We start from the raw sequence: 16,841 nt of genomic DNA on the forward strand, positions 1-16,841 counted from the left end.
GGCTTGCTTGCCGCGGTATGTCCGCCCTATTGTCCGCCTTTCCAAAACCTGCCTGACGACCGATGACCGACCTGCCTGCCGATATCGCCCAGATGTCCTTCGAGGACGCCCTTGCGGAGCTTGAGCGCATCGTGCGCCAGTTGGAGGAGGGCAAGGCCAAGCTGGACGACGCCATCCGCCATTATGAGCGCGGAACCCTGCTGAAGCGGCATTGCGAGTTGAAGCTGCGGGAAGCGCAAGCCAAAATCGATCGGATCACCGTCGCCGCCGATGGAACGGTGGGCGCCGAGCCCGCCCGCCTGGACTGACGCGCCCGGACCTTCCGCCCTGCCGCTCCACCTGCCGGATATGTAGATGCCCAGCCTGCCGAAATCCCTGCAAACCGCCATGGCGGATACTGTCGAGCAGGTGGAAGCCGCGATCGACGTGCTGCTGCCCCGGACCGATCTGGCCGAGGCCAAGCTGTATGACGCCATGCGCTACGGTTGTCTCGGCGGCGGCAAGCGGCTGCGCCCTTTCCTGGTGATGGAGAGCGCGCGCATGTTCGGGGTGAACCCGGCCTGCGCCCTGCGCACGGCCGCGGCAGTGGAGTTCATCCATTGCTACAGCCTGATCCATGACGATCTGCCGGCCATGGACAATGCCGATCTGCGGCGCGGCCGCCGGACGGTTCACCTGGAATTCGACGAGGCGACGGCGATCCTGGCCGGCGACGGGCTGCTGACCGCGGCGTTCGAGATCCTGTCCGACCCGGAAACGCATGAGGACCCGTCCGTTCGCTGCAAGCTGGTGGCGGCGCTGGCACGCGCCGCCGGCCCGCGCGGCATGGTCGGCGGACAGATGCTTGACCTTATCGCGGAAACGACCACCTTCGACATCGGCGCCATCACCCGGCTGCAGCGGATGAAGACCGGCGACATGATCGCCTTCTCCGCCACGGCCGGCGCCATCCTGGGCAGGGCCAGCCCGGCGCATCTGCATTCGCTCCAGGCCTATGCCCACGATCTGGGTCTGGCCTTCCAGATCGCCGACGATCTGCTGGACGTGGAAGGCACCGAGGAGGAAACCGGCAAGCCCGTTCAACGGGACGAGCAGGCCGGCAAGGCCACTTTCGTCTCCATCCTGGGGGTGGAGCGGGCGCGCGACCAGGCCGGCCGGCTGGCCGAACAGGCCTCTCGCCATCTGGAGATATTCGGTGACCGTGCGGATATGCTGAAAGAGGTCGCCCGTTTCGTGGTTGAACGGCGGACTTGAAGGTTGCCGCCACGCATCCACGTGTTTTGAGTACTGGAAGGAAACTTCACCATGGCGCAGTCCAAGACGCCGCTGCTCGATCAGTGCCCGACGCCGGAGAAGCTGCGCAAGCTGGCCCCATCCCAGCTCCGCCAGCTGGCCGACGAGCTGCGGGCGGAGACGATCGACGCGGTGTCCGTCACTGGCGGGCATCTGGGCGCAGGGCTGGGCGTGGTCGAGTTGACCGTGGCGCTGCACTATGTGTTCAGCACGCCGGCGGACCGGCTGATCTGGGACGTCGGGCACCAGTGCTATCCGCACAAGATCCTCACCGGACGGCGTGACCGCATCCGCACCCTGCGCATGGGCGGCGGTCTGTCCGGCTTCACCAAGCGGTCGGAGAGCGAGTACGACCCGTTCGGCGCCGCCCACAGCTCCACCAGCATTTCCGCCGGCCTCGGCATGGCGGTGGCGCGTGACCTCGCGGGCCGCCGGAACAATGTCATCGCCGTGATCGGCGACGGCTCCATCTCCGCCGGCATGGCCTATGAGGCGATGAACAATGCCGGGGCGATGAACAGCCGGCTGATCGTCATCCTGAACGACAACGACATGTCCATCGCGCCGCCCGTGGGCGCGATGAGCGGGTACCTGTCCCGGCTGATCTCCTCCAAATCCTACCGGGGCCTGCGCGATCTCGGCAAGCAGGTGGCCGGCGTGCTGCCGCGCCCCTTGCAGACCGCCGCCCGCCGGGCGGAGGAATATGCCCGCGGCATGGTCACCGGCGGCACCCTGTTCGAGGAGATGGGCTTCTATTATGTCGGCCCCATCGACGGGCACAATCTCGACCACCTGCTGCCCATCCTGGAGAACATCCGGGATGATGAGGGTGACGGGCCGGTCCTGATCCATTGCGTCACGCAGAAGGGCCGCGGCTACGCCCCGGCGGAGGCGAGCGCCGACAAGCTGCACGCCGTCAGCAAGTTCGACGTCATCACCGGCGCCCAGACCAAGGCCAAGGCCAATGCGCCGAGCTATACCAAGGTCTTCGCCCAGAGCCTGATCTCCGAGGCGGGCCGCGACCCGCGCATCGTGGCGATCAACGCCGCCATGCCGTCCGGCACCGGGCTGGACCTGTTCGAGAAGGCCTATCCGGACCGCTGCTTCGATGTCGGCATCGCCGAACAGCACGCGGTCACCTTCGCCGCCGGCCTGGCGACGGAAGGGTTCCGGCCGTTCTGCGCCATCTATTCCACCTTCCTTCAGCGCGCCTACGATCAGGTCGTGCACGATGTCGCCATCCAGAACCTGCCGGTGCGCTTCGCCATCGACCGGGCCGGGCTGGTCGGGGCCGACGGCGCCACCCATGCCGGCAGCTTCGATGTCGCCTATCTGGGCTGCCTGCCCAACATGGTGGTGATGGCCGCGGCGGACGAAGCGGAGCTGGTGCATATGGTGGCCACTGCCGCCGCCTATGATGCCGGCCCTATCGCCTTCCGCTATCCGCGCGGAGAGGGTGTCGGCGTCGACATGCCGGATCAGGGCGTGCCGCTGGAGATCGGCAAGGGCCGCATTGTCCGCCAGGGCGCCAAGGTCGCCATCCTCTCCCTCGGCGCGCGTCTGAAGGAGGCGCTGGTGGCGGCTGAGGATCTGGCTGCCCGCGGCCTGTCCACCACCGTGGCCGACGCCCGCTTCGCCAAGCCGCTGGATGAGGAGCTGATCCGCCGGCTGGCGGCGGAGCATGAGGTGCTGATCACCATCGAGGAGGGCTCGGTCGGCGGGTTCGGCAGCTTCGTGCTGGGCTTCCTGGCCAATAACGGCCTGTTGGAGCATGGCCTCAAGGTCCGCACCATGACCCTGCCGGACGTGTTCCAGGACCATGACACGCCCGAGAAGCAGTATGAGGAAGCCGGCCTCACCGCCCCGCACATCGTGACGACGGCGCTGAAGGCGCTCGGCATCGACCAGGCGAAGCCCCAGCCGGCAAGGGCCTAATCGCCCGGAAGGCTCAGAAAGCGGCGGACTTCAGCGATGAAGGCCGCCGCATTTTCCAGATGTGGCTGCACCTCCTCCAGGGAGAGCTGCCGTCCGGAATAATCGGCATCCTGCCGGAGCGCGAAGGCGTAGCTGTACATTTCAAAATAGCCGACCGCGATGTGGCCAGGTTTGACGAAGTTCTGAGCGAACATGGTCCGCACGCCGGCATGCGTTCTGGGCGTGATGCCGATGGAGAGCAGCGCTGCGGATGCGCCGTGGAACATCGCGTAATAGGCGCGGCTCAATCCGATGTCGGCGAATCCGCCTTCAATGTTATAGCGGGCCGCTTCCAGATTACGCTTCCCGATCGCAAGCAGGTCCTCGACTGTCAGCGCCAAGTTCAGATCCTCACGCCTTCGTGCATCACATTCCGATAGAATGCGTGGGAAAGCTCCACATCCGCCGATGTACGCATCACAGGCGTAATCGCCACGCCGTGCCGGATATCCAGTGCCGTGGTCAGGTGAACGACCCGTTGCAATTCCCGGACGGTGTCGAACGGCTCCCTCAGCACAACGAGCACGTCGATATCGCTCTCCGGGCCGGAATCGCCGCGGGCTTGGCTGCCATAGAGGATGACGCGGTCCAGCCGGTCGCCATACAGCTCCTCGAGCCCGGCCTTCAATTCATCCAGGATGGGGCGGATGCGTGGGTTCATGGTCCCAGGATAACACGGCCGCCCCTTCCCGCGCACGGCCCGTTCAAGCCCCGATCAGCCGCCCGGCGGCACAGGCCGGCATGGGCCGGCCGAACAGGAAGCCCTGGAGGAAGCCGCAGCCGAGCCGGGTGAGTTCATCGGCCTGCGCCGCCGTCTCCACCCCTTCCGCCACCACTTCGATCTCCAACTGCTGGGCCAGGGCCATCATGGTCCGCAGGATGGTGCGGCTCTCGAACCGCTCGATCATGCTCTTCACAAAGGCCCGGTCGATCTTCAGAAAATCGAAGGGCAGAGTCTGGAGATAGCTCAGGTTCGAGTAGCCGGTCCCGAAGTCATCCATGGACAGCCGGATGCCGAGGTCGCGCAGCCCGGACAGAACCAGCGCCGCATGGTCGGGGTCGGAGATGATGGTGCTTTCCGTCACCTCCAGCTTCAGCCAGGAGGGATCGACGCCACATTCCTCGATAACAGTCTGGACCCCCTCAAGGAAGCCCGGCTCTGAAAGCTGGGCGGCGGAGATGTTGACGGACACCCAGGGGCGGTGCCGGGGCGACGCCCTGTGCCACGCGGCCGCCTGCCGCGCCGCTTCGCGCAGCACCCAGCTTCCGATGGGAACGATCAGCCCGGTCTCCTCCGCCGTGGGGATGAAGGCGGCCGGGGCGATGGTGCCCCGCGTCGGGTGGTTCCAGCGGATCAGGGCCTCCAGCGCCACCACCTGCCGGTCGGCAGCATTGACGATGGGCTGGTAATAGAGCTCGAACTGGTTCTGCTTCAGCGCGGCGTTGAGTTCGATGGTCAGCCCCAGCCGCCCAGGCGCCTCGGCCTCTCCAACCACCACCTCCGTCAGCCGGCCGAAGGTCCGCTTGGCCTGCTGCATGGCGTCCTCCGCCCGCGCCAGCAGCTCCTCCGCATGCAGCCCTGCCTTGCCGCACCAGGCGAGGCCGGGGATGGCGAGCGGATGTACCTCCCGCCCGGCCAGCATGATGGGCGCGCCCAGCGCCGTTGCGATTTCCCGCAACCGGCCGCGGGCCAGCTCGATGGGCAGGCCGGGCAGCAGCACCGCGAACTGGTCGCCGCCGATGCGGGCGCAGAGGCCGGGTCCGCCCGCCGCCGCGGCCAGCCGTTCAGCCGTCGCCGCCAGCAGCCGGTCCCCCAGGACACGCCCAGCTCGTGATTGATGTCGCGGAACCGGCGCAGGTCGATGGTGGCGACGGAGCAGGCATCGATCGCTCCGGCCGCCATGCGGGCAAGCTGGGCATCGATGGCAGCCACGAAGCCGGAACGGTTCAACAGTCCGGTGGCGCGGTCATGGGTCCGGTCCTTCACCAGCTCGTCGAAGAGCAGCACATTGTCCAGCCCCACCGCGATCATGCGCAGGAACAGCTCCAGCAGCTTCCGTTCCGCCTCCAGTCCGCTGCCGTCCGCCATCGGAGACGGCGCGTCGCCGGCATGTTCGGCGTGGAGTACGCCGACCACCCCGCGCGACACCCGGACATGCAGGGTCATCCAGCCTTCGCCGGAACCATGCTCCCCCGCGGCCAGGCAGGACAGGATTCGCCGCCGCTGCTCCGGGCCGATGGCGGCAGCCAGCAGGCCGGGCGGAATGCGTTCGTCCGTGGAGGCCAGCAGACGCGGCTCCACCGGCCCCGCCGGTTCCGCTCCCTCCCCAGCCTCTTCCCCCAGGGCCGCCATACAGAGCAGGACGTCCCAGTCCCCGCCCAGCAGATTTCGGAACTGTCTCACCGCGCCGCTGGCGAACCTGTCCGGGCATCGTTCCCCGAACAGGGCGGCCGTCGCGTCGAGTACCTGTTGCAGGCCGCGCCGCCCCCGCTCCATCCCGCAGACCTGTTCATAGCCGCGCAGGGCGACCAGAACAGTGGTGGCAAGGCGTTGAGAGGTAAGCTCAACCTTTGCACGATAATCATTGATGTCATAGGCAGCCACCACCGACCGTTCCGGCGCCTGCCCCGCCTGACCGGTGCGCAGGACGATCCGGACCAGCCGGTTCCCGATCTCCTCGCGGATGCGGCGCGCGAGCTGGAGGCCGGCATCGTCCGTCTCCATGACCACGTCCAGGAGGATCAGCGCCAGATCCGGCGTGGCGCGGACCATGGCCTCTCCTTCGGCGGCGGAATGGGCGCTCAGGAACTCCAGCGGTCGGCCGAAGGGACACAGCCCGCGCAAGGCGATGCGGGTAACCTGGTGTACCTCGGGGTCATCGTCGATGATCAGAACCCGCCATGGCGCAACGTCGGCGACCGGCAGGGCTTCCACCTCCGGCGCCTCCGGCGCGAACAGCAGCTCGTCATCGGTCATCACAACCCCCGGTACGTATTACCTCTTTCTAGCATAGCCGAAAGGGGTTGTCGCCATCCCGTATCACAGCTCCGTCCACAAGCTGCCCCGGGATCGCCACTTGCCCCATTACAGGGCGGTGCTTAGGTTGCGCCCACGCTCCCTCCTCGACCCGATGAGCCGGCATCCCGCATGGGTAATCTCGTCCACACCCTTTTCGCGCTCGCGGGCCTGCTGGCGGTCGTCAGCTTCCTGCCGCCGCTGGCCCAAAGGCTGCGCCTGCCCTATACGGTGCTGCTGGCCGTCGTCGGCGTGGCCATCGGCACGGCTATCCATCTGGGCCGTCAGACCTATGGCCTGGGCGCGCCGGTGCTGGACGTGGAACTCAGCGGACTGGGGCCGGTTGGCGATTTCCTGGCGGCGCTGGGGGATTTGAAGCTCACCTCCGCCGCCTTCCTGCACATATTCCTGCCGGTGCTGCTGTTCGACATGGCCCTCTCGGTCAATGTCCGCCGCCTGATGGACGACCTCTGGCCAATCCTGCTGCTGGCCGTGGTCGCGGTGCTGCTCAGCACCGCCATCTCGGGCCTGGGCATGTGGGGGGCGTGGTATCTCTGGAACGGCGTCTGGTCCACGCAGGAGCTGGTGGTCTGCCTGATGCTGGCGGCCATCGTCGCCACCACCGACCCCGCCGCCGTTGTCGGCATCTTCCGCGACCTCGGCGCGCCGCGGCGGCTGTCGATCCTGGTCGAGGGCGAAAGCCTGTTCAACGACGCCGCCGCCATCGCCCTGTTCACCTTGCTGCTGGGCATGGTCACCGCCGGCGCGGCCGGCGCCAACGGGGCGGACATCGGGGCCGCGGCCGTGGCCTTCCTGGTCAAGTTCCTGGGCGGTCTTGCCGTGGGCTATGTGCTGGGATGGGTGGCCATGATGGTGGTGACCCCGCTGCACGACCAGCCGCAGGCGGAGATCACGGTCACCGTCAGCCTCGCCTATCTGGCCTTTATCGTCGCGGAAACCTATGCCGGCGTGTCCGGCGTGGTGGCCGTGGTCACCGCCGGGCTCGTCGTCTCGGCCGAGGGGCGGACCCGCATCAGCCCGGAAAGCTGGGGCGGGCTGCAGCAGGTGTGGAGCCAGTTGGGCTTCTGGGCCAACTCGCTGATTTTCATCCTGGCCTCCATGCTGGTGCCACCCACCCTGATGGGGGCGACCTGGGGGCATGTGCTGATCCTGGCCGCCCTGATCGTCTCCGCCCTGGTGGCGCGCGCCCTGGTGATCTACGGCATGCTGCCGGCGCTCACCGCCGTAGGGGCTGCCGACCGGATCAGCAACCCGTACAAGGCGGTGATGCTCTGGGGCGGGCTGCGGGGCGCCGTGTCCCTCGCCCTGGGGCTGGCGGTTTCGGAGAACCAGGCCGTCTCGGACGATACGCGCAGCCTCGTCGCCGTGGTGGTCACCGGCTTCGTCCTGTTCACCCTGTTCGTCCAGGGCACCACCCTGCGTCCCCTGATCCGGCTGCTGGGCATCGACAAGCTCTCCCCGCTGGAGCTGATCCTGCGCAACCGGGCGCTCGGCCTGTCGCTGGGCGACGTCCGCAAGGAGGTGGAGCGGACCGCCAACGACTTCCACATGGACCCGGCCCCGGCCGTGCAGCCCCTGCTGGAGCGCGGGGCGGAACTGGCGCAGGAGCAGTTGGACCTTGAAGCGCGCCACGGCGGCCTGTCCGCGGACGACCGCATCTATATCGGCCTGTCCACCCTGGCCCGGCGGGAGGAGGAGCTGTATCTGGACCTGTTCCGGGACGGAGTGATCTCCCGCCGGATCGTGCAGATCCTCACCACCCAGGCCGGTCGCCTGCAAGATGCGGTGAAAACGGGCGGACAGTCCGGCTACGTCAAGGCCTCGGGCAAATTCCTGCGCCTGTCGCGCCGGCTCCGCTCCGCCCTGCTGCTGCACCGCCGGTTCGGCATCCAACGCGCCCTCGCCGCCCGGCTGACGGAACGTTTCGCCATGCTGCTGACCCTGCGGCTGGTGCTTCAGGCGCTGCTGCGCTTCAATGGGGAGCGGCTGGCCCCCATGCTGGGCCGCGACGCTGCCGCAACCCTTTCCGGCCTGCTGGAGCGGCGACAGATCGCCGTGGAGGAGGCGCTGGAGGCGTTGCGCCTGCAATACCCCACCTATGCCGAAGCGGTGCAGGAGCGCTATCTGGCCCGCGCCGGCCTGCGCTTCGAGGAGCGGTCGCTGAACCTCCTGTTCGAGGAGGCGCTGATCAGCCGCGAAATCCTCCAGGACCTGAGCCGCGAGCTACGCGAACGCAGGCGGGAGGTGGAGCGGCCGCCGGCACTGGACCTGGGTCTTTCCACCTCCGAGCTGGTTGACCGCGTCTCCCTCTTCTCCGGCCTGCCGGAGGACCGGCTGAAGCGGATCGAGAAGCTGTTCCGTCCCCGTCTGACCGTGCCCGACGAGATCATCGTCCGCCGCGGCGAGCGGGGCGACTCCATGTATGTGGTCGCCTCCGGCGCCGTGCTGGTCAAGGTGCCCGGACTGGCCCATCCGGTGCGGCTGGGCAGCGGCGACGTGTTCGGGGAGATGGCGCTGCTCTATGACGAGCCGCGCAACGCCGACGTGATCTCGAGCGCCTATTGCCGGCTGCTGGTTCTCCAGCGGCGCGATCTGGCCCGCCTCTTCGAGGAAGACCCCGCCCTGCGCGCCCACTTCTACGACGTTGCCGTCCGGCGACTTCCGAGGGCAGGCTAGCAGCCGTCGGTCAGGCGGCCCCCCGCCGATCCTCCAGCGTCAGCTTGGCAAGTAGCCGGACCTGGTTTCGCCGGCCGCCTGTGCCAAACTGTCGAGCCGGCGCAATACCCGCCGTGGCAGAGAGACATTGATCCGCTCCACCGTGTCGTCCAGCAATGCGGGGTCGACAGTCATGAAGCCGAATGTCCAGCCTTTGAAATCCGGGTTCGCACGGATCGCGTCCAGTGACGAGGGGGCCGGAACAGCGGTGACGGCATCCAGGGCCGCGTCGACCCAGGCCGCCGCAGCCTCCTCGGCAGCTTGAATGGCTTCGTCCAGGCTTTCGCCGGCCGAGAAGCACCCTGGCAGATCGTGCACTACGACGCCAAAAGCTGTTTCCCCGCTGCCCGGTTCGATCGCGATGGGATAGCGCATCGACCCCTCCTCAGAGCCTCGCCTGCATGCGGATCGCCGTCATAAGCCCGGTCCCGAGGTCTTTCTTCGGGTGCGGTACAACCAAGTGGCCGGGACGATCAGGATGTTTGAAGACGTGATGGGACCCGCGGACCCGATCCGGCATCCAACCTGCTGCTTTCAACTCGCGTATCAGGTCCGCGCCCCTCATGGCGCACATCACACACACGCCGCTTTGCCCCAGCTAGCCGGGGCCCGCCTCACCCCTCGGCCAAGGGCAGGCGGATCAGCATGCTGAGGCCGCCCTCGTCGCGGTTGCGGGCTTCCACCGTGCCGCCGATGGCTTCGGCGTTGCGGCGCACGACCCACAGGCCGATGCCGTAATGGGCCATGCCGTCTTCTCCCGCGCGCACCGGCAGGTTGGCGCCGCCCTGCCCGCCGCCGCTTCCGCCGGGACGCTGGGAGAAATAGCGCTCGAATATCTTGTCCAGGTTCGACGGCTCGACGCCCGGCCCCTCATCGTCGATGGTGAACTCGACGGACTTGCCGACACGACGCAGAGCCACCCTCAGCACCCCGCCGGGCGGCGAGAAGCTGATGGCGTTGTCGATGACGTTCTCGACGATGGTTTCCAGCAGATCCTCGCCGGCCCGGACCACCTGCCCCCGCTCCACCCGCGGGGCGAGATGAACCTGCCTCTCCTCCAATACGCCGCGGTAGCCCAGCAGCACCCGCTCCAGCAGGGCGGAGAAGTCGATGCGCTGGCGCGGCGGCTCCAGCAGGTCGGCCGCCGTCTCGTCCATACGGCGGACGAAGGAGACCAGCCCGTCCAGCCGTTCCACCGACGTCTCGATCATGTCCAGGGCGCGGCGACCGCGGGTATCCTCCGCCGGGACGATGCGCTTCAGAGGCTCCACGGCCTGCCGGATGATGGCGATCGGCGTCTTGAAGGCGTGGGCGTTGTCCTCCGCGGCGCGGCGGAGATTGACGGCGGAGTTGTGCAGCGTGGCGACCAACCGGTCGAAATCCTCCGCCACCGGAGCCAGCTCCGGCACCGTGTTGTGGGCGGTGAAGGTCAGCCCCCGGCCGCGCGGATCGGCGCCGCGGGACTGCACCAGATTGCGGGCCAGATCGCCGAAGCGGCGCAGGTTGCGCCAGATCTCCAGCATCAGCACCATGACGATGGCGGCCATGGCCAGATAGATCAGGGCGGCAGCCTGGACTTCCGGCGTCTTCCAGTAGGGCCGGCTCGTCCCCCCGAAGGCATCCGCCGTGTGGGAGGTGACGACGGCCCAGCAGCCCATTTCCGTCTGCACCGGGGCGATGGAGGTCAGCAGTTCCAGCCCGCCCTTCTCGGTCGGCACCGGGATGGCCAGCGGCTGGTCGCCGGCGCAGCTCGCCGCCAGACGGACCAGGACGCCCTGCTTGATGAGGCGCTGCCGCTCCAGATCCAGCATGGCGGTGGAAACCGCGGGAGCCGAGGCGACGTAGTAGAAGGCCTCGCCGGTTCGGCCCTTGGCGGTGCTGGGCCGCAGCAGCAGGCGGACACGGGTGTGCTCATCGGCGAAGCGGTTCAGCAGGTCGCTCAGCCCCGTCAGGGCGGAACCGTCCAGCCGCTGCAGCTCCGGCGCCAGGGCGCGGGAGATGAGCTGGCCCTGCTGCTGGGCGCTTCGCAGCAGCAGGATCTGGTTCTGCTGGTCGGCCTCGCGGAACCGCTCATAGACCAGTACCGGCACGGCCAGGAAGACGAGCCCGACCAGCACCAGCCGCCCGGCCAGCGACCGGGCGAGCAGGGAAAGCCTGCCGCGCCGCCGGCCGGGACGGGACGATTCGTCTTCCCGCCTGGACGTATGTCCGTCCATGACGGCCGCCCGCGGAACCGGCGCGGAAGGCGCCGCCTGATGGGGAACGGGCTGGTGCACCGACACGATGGATCAGGCGGCGCCGGTCAGGCGCGGTCCTTCGGCGCGCCGGTCAGCTCGGCCGGGTGCCGGTCGGACCAGCGATAGCCGAAGCCGGGATAGTTCTCGATCTCGTCGAAGCCGGTGTCGACGGCGCGGAACTTGTGGCGGATGCGCTTGATGAAAGCGCGGACATTGGCGCGGTAGCCGGCCGGGCCGTAGCCCGCCACGAAATCCTTGCCATGCACCAGATCGTAGAGGTCGCGGTAGGAGACGTCCTCCCCGGCCCGGGTCGCCATCAGCTTCACGATGTTGAATTCGGTCAGCGTCAGGTCGATGCGGGTGTCCTTCCAGAAGGCGCGCGCCACGTCCAGACGCAGCTCCAGCGAGCCGCGGCGGTAGACCTGCCCCAGGAGCTCGTTGTTGACGGCGTTGGGCTGCGCCTCCTCGGCGGTCGGCTTGCGGCCCTGGATGATGAGCTGCATGCGCTTCAGCAGGATCGGCAGGGAGCGCGACTTCTCCACGAAGTCCACGGCTCCGCCGGTCAGCGCCGTCTCCTCATAGATCTGGTCGGACAGCACGGTCAGGAAGATGACCGGAATGTCGATGTCGCGGGCCCGGAGCTGGCGCAGCGTCTCGATCCCGTCCATGCGGGGCATGCGCCAGTCCAGCAGGATCAGGTCGGCGGAGCCGCCATTGATGAAATAGTCCAGGGCGGTGTGGCCGCGGTCGAACGGCACGACCTCGAACCCCTCGTCCGAGAGGTTCATGCCGAGCGATTCCCGAAACAGATCGTCGTCATCCACCAGTGCGATGCGAGCGAGGGGCATCATGCTGATTTCCCTCTCCCCAGGCCTGGGCGACAAGTTCGGCAAGGCATTGCTGATCGACATCGGGCTGCTCGTCCGTGCTGGTGAGTTCATAGGACAACGTTCGGAAGTCCCGCGTGGTCATTTCCATGAACATGAACACGCGAAGGACACAGCGTTCGCTGGCGTACTGCCAGGTCTTCGCCGGCGGAATCTCCTGGGTCCAGGCTGGCTGGCCCAGGAGGTCCAGCGTCTCCGCTTCGGTCATGCCGACCAGGACGCCGGGATCGATCTTCGCCGCCACCGCCGCGGTCTGCTGGCTGGCGGCATCCACCGGTTCCGGCCGCTGCTGCGGCAGGACCACGGCGGGAATGGCGACGGGCTTCGGCTTGGGCTTCGCCTTCGGAACCGGCGAGGTGGGCGCCAGCGCCGGTGCCGGGTCCGGCGGCGGCAGAACGGCCACCTGCGTGTTCAGCGGCTGCGCCTGCTCCTGCGGCCGCTCGGCGCAGCTTACCAGGAGGCCGGCAGCCACCAGCAGCGCCATCGCGCAGCTCAGCAGGCCGTTCAGCCCACGCCCATGGGCGCCGCAGACCGCGGATGCGGCCTTCGCCACCGCCACTGGCGTTGCGCCGCCGGGAAATTCCCGCAGCGCCGGATTGCTGTCCGCCGTCTGAAACACGTACCACCGTCCTCCTGCCAAGGTCCGAAGGCTTTCCGCGAACGGAGACAAAATCATGTCGTAGATGCGACAAAACTTCGACCCGTGAACAGTCTTTCTTAGGACCAAAATTGGCCTGGATGGTGAATTGTCGGTTAAGAAAAGCTGGCCTACCCCCTTTTCGTTGCAACGCGGAGCGTACAAACCTTCGGTGGGGGTAGACCCCTAGCCCTGTTACGGCCGAGACGTTGCCTTCTATTGCATTCCGCCCTGAATTGCCCGTGAGAATAGGGAGTCATCTACTCCATTATTGTGGACAAATTCAGCCGAAGTCGAGACAGAGACGTGCCGTTTCCAAGGCACTGGAGGGACAAGGCGAATCGCAAGGGTCCGACAGCGAAGCGGCGGGTTCCGGAGACCGGAGCCCGCCGCTGTCCCGCCATGGACCGGTGCCGCCGAAACGTACCTGATCCTGGACTTACCGCCATTCGCTGGCGCTCAGCCGGATGGGCACAGGCTGTTGCGATGAGTCCGCCCTGGGCGGCGCATGAAGCCCTGCCGCAAATGATCCGGCCGTGTTTCCGGCCATGTGGGACACAGGCCGGCATGTTCCCCGTTATGACGGATGCGCTCCGCCGCCCGGGTATGGGAAGCCTGACTCGCCTGTCCCGCGGGGTCAACGGCCAGGACGGCATGGCGCGCCGCGTCCGCTACCCGGCACGCACATGGCTCCGGCCTGTCTCCTTCCCGGCAGCGGATGGCGCAAACGCGCCGGGCGGAACGGAGTGTGCCTCGTCCTGTTAAGCGACGGAATCCCAGCCCACGCCGAAAGCGGCGCAGGGCATGACAGGCACACGAACAAGCTCAAGGAGGCCTCGAATGGCGATGGGCGACACCACCGGCTCCGCAGGACGTGGATCGCAAGACCAGAATGGCAACCGCGCCGAGCGTGAGGCGAAGGAGAAAGCCACCCAGGCCAAGCAGGCCGCGTCCGATACGACGAACGACCTGAAGGCGCAGGCGCAGCACAAGGGCGAGGAGTTGACCGAGGCCGCGAAGGAGCGGGCCCGCGAGACCTTCAATCGCCAGCAGAGCTTCGCCGCCAGCCAGATCGAAGGCGTGGCTCACGCGCTGCGTCAGGCGGCCGACCAGCTGAACAAGGAAGACCAGGGTATGACGGCCCGCTATGTGGGCGAGGCCGCCAGCCGGGTCGAGCGTTTCGCCGACACGGTGCGCGACCGCAACCTGGACGACCTGCTGGCCCAGACCGAGCGCTTCGCCCGGCGTCAGCCGGAGCTGTTCCTGGGCGGCGCGCTGTTGGCCGGCATGGCGCTGGGCCGCTTCCTCCGCGCCTCCTCCCACCGCGGCCATGTCCGCAGCCAAGCAGCGTCCGGCACGGGCGGCAGCTATGGAAGCAGCAGCTACGGCGGCGGCAGCTATGGCCGGTCCATGGGCGCTGGAGGCGCCGGGGGCCGCCCTTTCGGGGCTAGCCGCACCGGCGGCGCTGGCTATGGGTCCAGCGGATATGCCGGTGCGCGCGGCCGCGCCTACAATGCCGACGACGGCGACGATGCCGCCAGCTACGGCTCGTCCGGCGGCATGGACGAGATGACCCGGCGCATGCGGACCCACAGCTCCCGCGCCGACGAGTATGCGCACTATCCGGCGGCCGACGGGCTCGCGGGGCGCAACACCCCCGATCCGCTTGGCAGCACCTCTTCCACCGGGCTTGAGGGCGGGGGAGGCATGGGCTTTTCGGCCGGCGGTTCCGGCGGCGGCACAGGCGGCGGAAGCGGTCCGGGCGCCACCGGTTCCGACCAGCGCACGACGGCCATGAACCTCAGCAACCAGCCCTCCTCCATGGGTGCGGGGGCCGGCGGCCGCGGCGCGCCGACCGGCGGTACCGGTGCAGGCGGTCTGGGCGATACCGGCACCAGCCGTATGGCGGGCACGCCGGGCTCCACCGGGGTCGGCTTCGGCGCCGGCAAGGCCGGTGAGGCGGGCGGCGCGGGCGGCGGTCTCGGCACCGGGGCGGCCACGACGGGCCAGCAGACCCCCGGCGGCAAGGGTACGACGACCACCAACCCGACCAGCGGCAGCACCATGACCAGCGGCGGCGGCAAGAGCGGCGGCTCCACCGCGCCGAGCGACAGCGCGCTGGGCACCCATGGCATCGGGTCCGAACGTGCGGCCGGGAACGACAAGTCCGGCGGCAAGAAGGACAAGGCATGAGCAGCGACCGTAAGTCGGATGTCGTGACCCCGCGCGAGCGCAGCGACGCCGCGCGGGAGCACAACCCCCACCCGGCCTCCGGTCCGGCTGTCGGAGCCCGTCACCGGCCGGGCGCCCATGACGATCAGACCGGGCAGACCGGCATGAACAGCACGGCCGACCGCGACCTCCAGCAGAAGCCGGCCAAGCCCACGACCACCCGTCCAGGAGGGTTCAGCCCATGACCGTGTATAATGATCCTGCCGGGCCCGACCGCCCCGAGCGCATTGACCCGGCCGGCGTGGAGCCGGCCCGCGACGACCGTCCGCTGACGTCGCTGTTCAGCGAGCTTGCAACCGAGACCTCCGCCCTGATCCGCAAAGAGATCGAGCTGGGCAAGGCGGAGCTGTCCGAGAAGGCCGCGCAGGCCGGCAAGGGCGCCGCGAGTCTGGCGATCGGCGGGGCCGTGGCCTACACCGGCGTGATCTTCCTGCTTCTGGCCCTGACCTTCGGTCTGGCCAACTGGCTGCCGCTCTGGGCGTCGGCGCTGATCGTCGGCGGCCTGGTGCTGATCGTCGGCCTGGTCATGCTCGCCAGCGGTCGGAACAAGCTGAAGGCGAGCAATCTCGCCCCCAACCGCACCATCGAAACCATCAAGGACGACGGCCGCTGGGCCAAGGCCCAGGTCGGACGCTGATCCCGTCGATTCCGTCCGCAAGGACGGCCGTACAGGACCCGCGGGCCGGGGCCAACAACGTCCAACCAGCGTCCGGCCTCACCGGGCAGCGGCCCGGTGGACGACGGAAGGAGGAAGAAGATGACTTATCAGACGGAAGCCCCCGACTATCGCAGCGCCTACCGCGACTTCGATTACGAGGACGACCACGACGACCGCGACTGGGACGACCGGATCGAGGATACGATCAAGGACAACAAGCTGCCTCTGGCCCTGATCGGGCTGGGCATCGGCTGGATGCTGCTGTCCAGCGCCCGCGAGACGGAAATGTACCAGCAGTACAGCCACCAGATGTCGGACCGCACCCGCGGCCTGCGTCAGCGCGCCCGCAGCACCTTCGACGACTACCGGAACCGCGCCGAAAGCGCCGTCGGCCGGAGCAGCGGCGACAAGGGCAGCGGGTCCAGCACCGATGCCGGCTATGACCGCATCGCCGACTACGACGCCCGCCAGGACTATGCTTCCAACAGCGGTTCGGGCAGCAGCTGGCGCAGCGGCATGAGCGAGCGCTACGGCCATGTGACCGACCGCGCCCGCGGCATGGGCCGCAATACCTCCATGCGGGCGCGTCAGGTCGGCCGGTCCTTCTGGGACATGGTGGATGAGCATCCGCTGGCGGTGGGGCTGATGGGCGTTGCCCTGGGCGCCGCGATGGGCGCCAGCCTGCCGGCCACCGAGACTGAGGATGAGTGGCTGGGCGATTACCGCGACCGCACCATGGACCAGCTCTGGTCGCGCGGTCAGGAGACCGCCCGCCAGGCCACCGACGTGGCCAAGGAAGCGGTCAGCGCCGGCGCGCACGCCGCCCGCGAGACGGCCGAGCGCCGCGCCGAGGAGCAAGGCCTGACCGGAAATGGCGGCAACGGCTCCACGTCGAGCACGGGCAATGGCAGCACGGGCAGCAGCAACAAGTCCTGACGCACAGCGCTCCCGCAATCACTGGTCAATCGACCCCGAGCCCCGCGCCCACCCGGCGCGGGGCTTTTTCCGTCAAATACTTGGGCCATGCAAGGCACCCTCTCCGCCGATGCATGGCCGCGGACCCGATACGGCTTGACTGAACGCTCCGCAGCGCACACTTAAAGCGTACTGAATTGGTCCGGATTGGAAACCCCGATCCGGACCCGCTTTCCGCCGCGGGAGGAGCCCGGAC

General features: G+C 68.2%; 16 protein-coding genes and 2 pseudogenes. 8 read left to right on the forward strand and 10 right to left on the reverse strand.

The features are described from left to right. Positions 1–62 precede the first annotated feature (62 nt). From DOL89_RS09655 to dxs, 3 genes are read left to right on the forward strand one after another with little or no spacing between them, the layout of a single operon-like run. Positions 63–308 (forward strand): exodeoxyribonuclease VII small subunit, encoded by a 246-nt coding sequence (locus DOL89_RS09655; protein ID WP_119678956.1) that lies wholly within the window; start codon positions 63–65, stop codon positions 306–308. 46 nt (positions 309–354) lie between these two features. Further along, positions 355–1,254, forward strand: coding sequence for a polyprenyl synthetase family protein (locus tag DOL89_RS09660; protein WP_119678957.1), 900 nt, complete (start codon positions 355–357; stop codon positions 1,252–1,254). Positions 1,255–1,305: 51 nt separating this feature from the next. Then, the gene (gene dxs, locus DOL89_RS09665; protein WP_119678958.1) at positions 1,306–3,228 is read left to right on the forward strand and encodes a 1-deoxy-D-xylulose-5-phosphate synthase; all 1,923 of its coding nucleotides are present in this window, start codon (positions 1,306–1,308) and stop codon (positions 3,226–3,228) included. On the opposite strand, the gene DOL89_RS09670 is transcribed toward dxs, so the two are convergent. The 5 genes and pseudogenes from DOL89_RS09670 to DOL89_RS26020 form a co-directional block, all read right to left on the reverse strand. Further along, positions 3,225–3,608: a HEPN domain-containing protein gene (locus DOL89_RS09670; RefSeq protein ID WP_162937431.1), complete on the reverse strand. Its 384-nt coding sequence runs from the start codon at positions 3,606–3,608 to the stop codon at positions 3,225–3,227. The two genes, dxs and DOL89_RS09670, sit on opposite strands and share 4 nt — an antisense overlap. A 2-nt stretch (positions 3,609–3,610) precedes the next feature. Beyond that, complete coding sequence (locus tag DOL89_RS09675) at positions 3,611–3,928, reverse strand: nucleotidyltransferase domain-containing protein (RefSeq protein WP_119678960.1); 318 nt, start codon at positions 3,926–3,928, stop codon at positions 3,611–3,613. Positions 3,929–3,971: 43 nt separating this feature from the next. Next, on the reverse strand, positions 3,972–4,805 hold the full coding sequence (locus DOL89_RS09680; protein WP_162937432.1) for a putative bifunctional diguanylate cyclase/phosphodiesterase: 834 nt from the start codon (positions 4,803–4,805) through the stop codon (positions 3,972–3,974). Between the two features lie 39 nt (positions 4,806–4,844). Then, positions 4,845–5,147: pseudogene (locus tag DOL89_RS26015) on the reverse strand (diguanylate cyclase domain-containing protein); the annotation flags it as partial. Positions 5,148–5,314: 167 nt separating this feature from the next. After that, positions 5,315–6,244, reverse strand: a pseudogene (locus tag DOL89_RS26020) (DUF3369 domain-containing protein); the annotation flags it as partial. Positions 6,245–6,415: 171 nt separating this feature from the next. Here DOL89_RS26020 and DOL89_RS09690 point away from each other — a divergent pair. Then, the gene (locus tag DOL89_RS09690; protein ID WP_119678963.1) at positions 6,416–8,980 is read left to right on the forward strand and encodes a cation:proton antiporter; all 2,565 of its coding nucleotides are present in this window, start codon (positions 6,416–6,418) and stop codon (positions 8,978–8,980) included. A gap of 39 nt (positions 8,981–9,019) precedes the next feature. Here the strand turns inward: DOL89_RS09690 and DOL89_RS09695 are convergent, their stop codons facing one another. The 5 genes from DOL89_RS09695 to DOL89_RS09715 all read right to left on the reverse strand — a co-directional run bounded on the left by DOL89_RS09695 (position 9,020) and on the right by DOL89_RS09715 (position 12,762). Then, a complete protein-coding gene (locus DOL89_RS09695) occupies positions 9,020–9,394 on the reverse strand; it encodes a type II toxin-antitoxin system HicB family antitoxin (protein WP_119678964.1) in 375 nt (124 codons plus the stop codon). 10 nt (positions 9,395–9,404) lie between these two features. Beyond that, the gene (locus DOL89_RS09700) at positions 9,405–9,593 is read right to left on the reverse strand and encodes a type II toxin-antitoxin system HicA family toxin (protein ID WP_318658491.1); all 189 of its coding nucleotides are present in this window, start codon (positions 9,591–9,593) and stop codon (positions 9,405–9,407) included. A gap of 40 nt (positions 9,594–9,633) precedes the next feature. Beyond that, positions 9,634–11,235 carry a sensor histidine kinase gene (locus DOL89_RS09705; RefSeq protein ID WP_119680352.1) on the reverse strand — a complete coding sequence of 534 codons (1,602 nt, stop codon included), beginning with the start codon at positions 11,233–11,235 and terminating at the stop codon, positions 9,634–9,636. An 86-nt stretch (positions 11,236–11,321) separates the two neighbouring features. Further along, positions 11,322–12,107, reverse strand: coding sequence for a response regulator transcription factor (locus tag DOL89_RS09710; RefSeq protein ID WP_225889752.1), 786 nt, complete (start codon positions 12,105–12,107; stop codon positions 11,322–11,324). Further along, entirely contained in the window at positions 12,073–12,762 is a 690-nt protein-coding gene (locus DOL89_RS09715; protein ID WP_119678966.1) for a hypothetical protein, read from the reverse strand. Before DOL89_RS09715 ends, DOL89_RS09710 begins: the two co-directional genes overlap by 35 nt. Positions 12,763–13,620: 858 nt before the next feature. Here DOL89_RS09715 and DOL89_RS09720 point away from each other — a divergent pair. The 4 genes from DOL89_RS09720 (at position 13,621) to DOL89_RS09735 (ending at position 16,606) form a co-directional block, all read left to right on the forward strand. After that, positions 13,621–14,973: a hypothetical protein gene (locus DOL89_RS09720; RefSeq protein ID WP_119678967.1), complete on the forward strand. Its 1,353-nt coding sequence runs from the start codon at positions 13,621–13,623 to the stop codon at positions 14,971–14,973. After that, entirely contained in the window at positions 14,970–15,197 is a 228-nt protein-coding gene (locus DOL89_RS09725) for a hypothetical protein (protein WP_119678968.1), read from the forward strand. Before DOL89_RS09720 ends, DOL89_RS09725 begins: the two co-directional genes overlap by 4 nt. Next, entirely contained in the window at positions 15,194–15,649 is a 456-nt protein-coding gene (locus tag DOL89_RS09730) for a phage holin family protein (RefSeq protein WP_119678969.1), read from the forward strand. Before DOL89_RS09725 ends, DOL89_RS09730 begins: the two co-directional genes overlap by 4 nt. Positions 15,650–15,769: 120 nt before the next feature. Beyond that, positions 15,770–16,606, forward strand: a complete 837-nt coding sequence (locus DOL89_RS09735; protein WP_119678970.1) for a hypothetical protein — start codon at positions 15,770–15,772, stop codon at positions 16,604–16,606. Positions 16,607–16,841 lie beyond the last annotated feature (235 nt).

It is taken from the genome of Indioceanicola profundi, assembly GCF_003568845.1.
In the GTDB taxonomy this organism is placed as follows: domain Bacteria; phylum Pseudomonadota; class Alphaproteobacteria; order Azospirillales; family Azospirillaceae; genus Indioceanicola; species Indioceanicola profundi.

What these genes read in the sequence shown, in the direction of transcription:
- DOL89_RS09660 (WP_119678957.1), top strand. Translation starts at nt 355, where the DNA reads ATGCCCAGCCTGCCGAAATCCCTGCAAACCGCCATGGCGGATACTGTC.
- DOL89_RS09735 (WP_119678970.1), top strand. Translation starts at nt 15,770, where the DNA reads ATGACTTATCAGACGGAAGCCCCCGACTATCGCAGCGCCTACCGCGAC.
- dxs (WP_119678958.1), top strand. Translation starts at nt 1,306, where the DNA reads ATGGCGCAGTCCAAGACGCCGCTGCTCGATCAGTGCCCGACGCCGGAG.
- DOL89_RS09705 (WP_119680352.1), bottom strand. Translation starts at nt 11,235, where the DNA reads ATGGACGGACATACGTCCAGGCGGGAAGACGAATCGTCCCGTCCCGGC.
- DOL89_RS09725 (WP_119678968.1), top strand. Translation starts at nt 14,970, where the DNA reads ATGAGCAGCGACCGTAAGTCGGATGTCGTGACCCCGCGCGAGCGCAGC.
- DOL89_RS09720 (WP_119678967.1), top strand. Translation starts at nt 13,621, where the DNA reads ATGGCGATGGGCGACACCACCGGCTCCGCAGGACGTGGATCGCAAGAC.
- DOL89_RS09690 (WP_119678963.1), top strand. Translation starts at nt 6,416, where the DNA reads ATGGGTAATCTCGTCCACACCCTTTTCGCGCTCGCGGGCCTGCTGGCG.
- DOL89_RS09675 (WP_119678960.1), bottom strand. Translation starts at nt 3,928, where the DNA reads ATGAACCCACGCATCCGCCCCATCCTGGATGAATTGAAGGCCGGGCTC.
- DOL89_RS09710 (WP_225889752.1), bottom strand. Translation starts at nt 12,107, where the DNA reads ATGATGCCCCTCGCTCGCATCGCACTGGTGGATGACGACGATCTGTTT.
- DOL89_RS09655 (WP_119678956.1), top strand. Translation starts at nt 63, where the DNA reads ATGACCGACCTGCCTGCCGATATCGCCCAGATGTCCTTCGAGGACGCC.
- DOL89_RS09695 (WP_119678964.1), bottom strand. Translation starts at nt 9,394, where the DNA reads ATGCGCTATCCCATCGCGATCGAACCGGGCAGCGGGGAAACAGCTTTT.
- DOL89_RS09680 (WP_162937432.1), bottom strand. Translation starts at nt 4,805, where the DNA reads ATGCAGCAGGCCAAGCGGACCTTCGGCCGGCTGACGGAGGTGGTGGTT.
- DOL89_RS09730 (WP_119678969.1), top strand. Translation starts at nt 15,194, where the DNA reads ATGACCGTGTATAATGATCCTGCCGGGCCCGACCGCCCCGAGCGCATT.
- DOL89_RS09700 (WP_318658491.1), bottom strand. Translation starts at nt 9,593, where the DNA reads ATGTGCGCCATGAGGGGCGCGGACCTGATACGCGAGTTGAAAGCAGCA.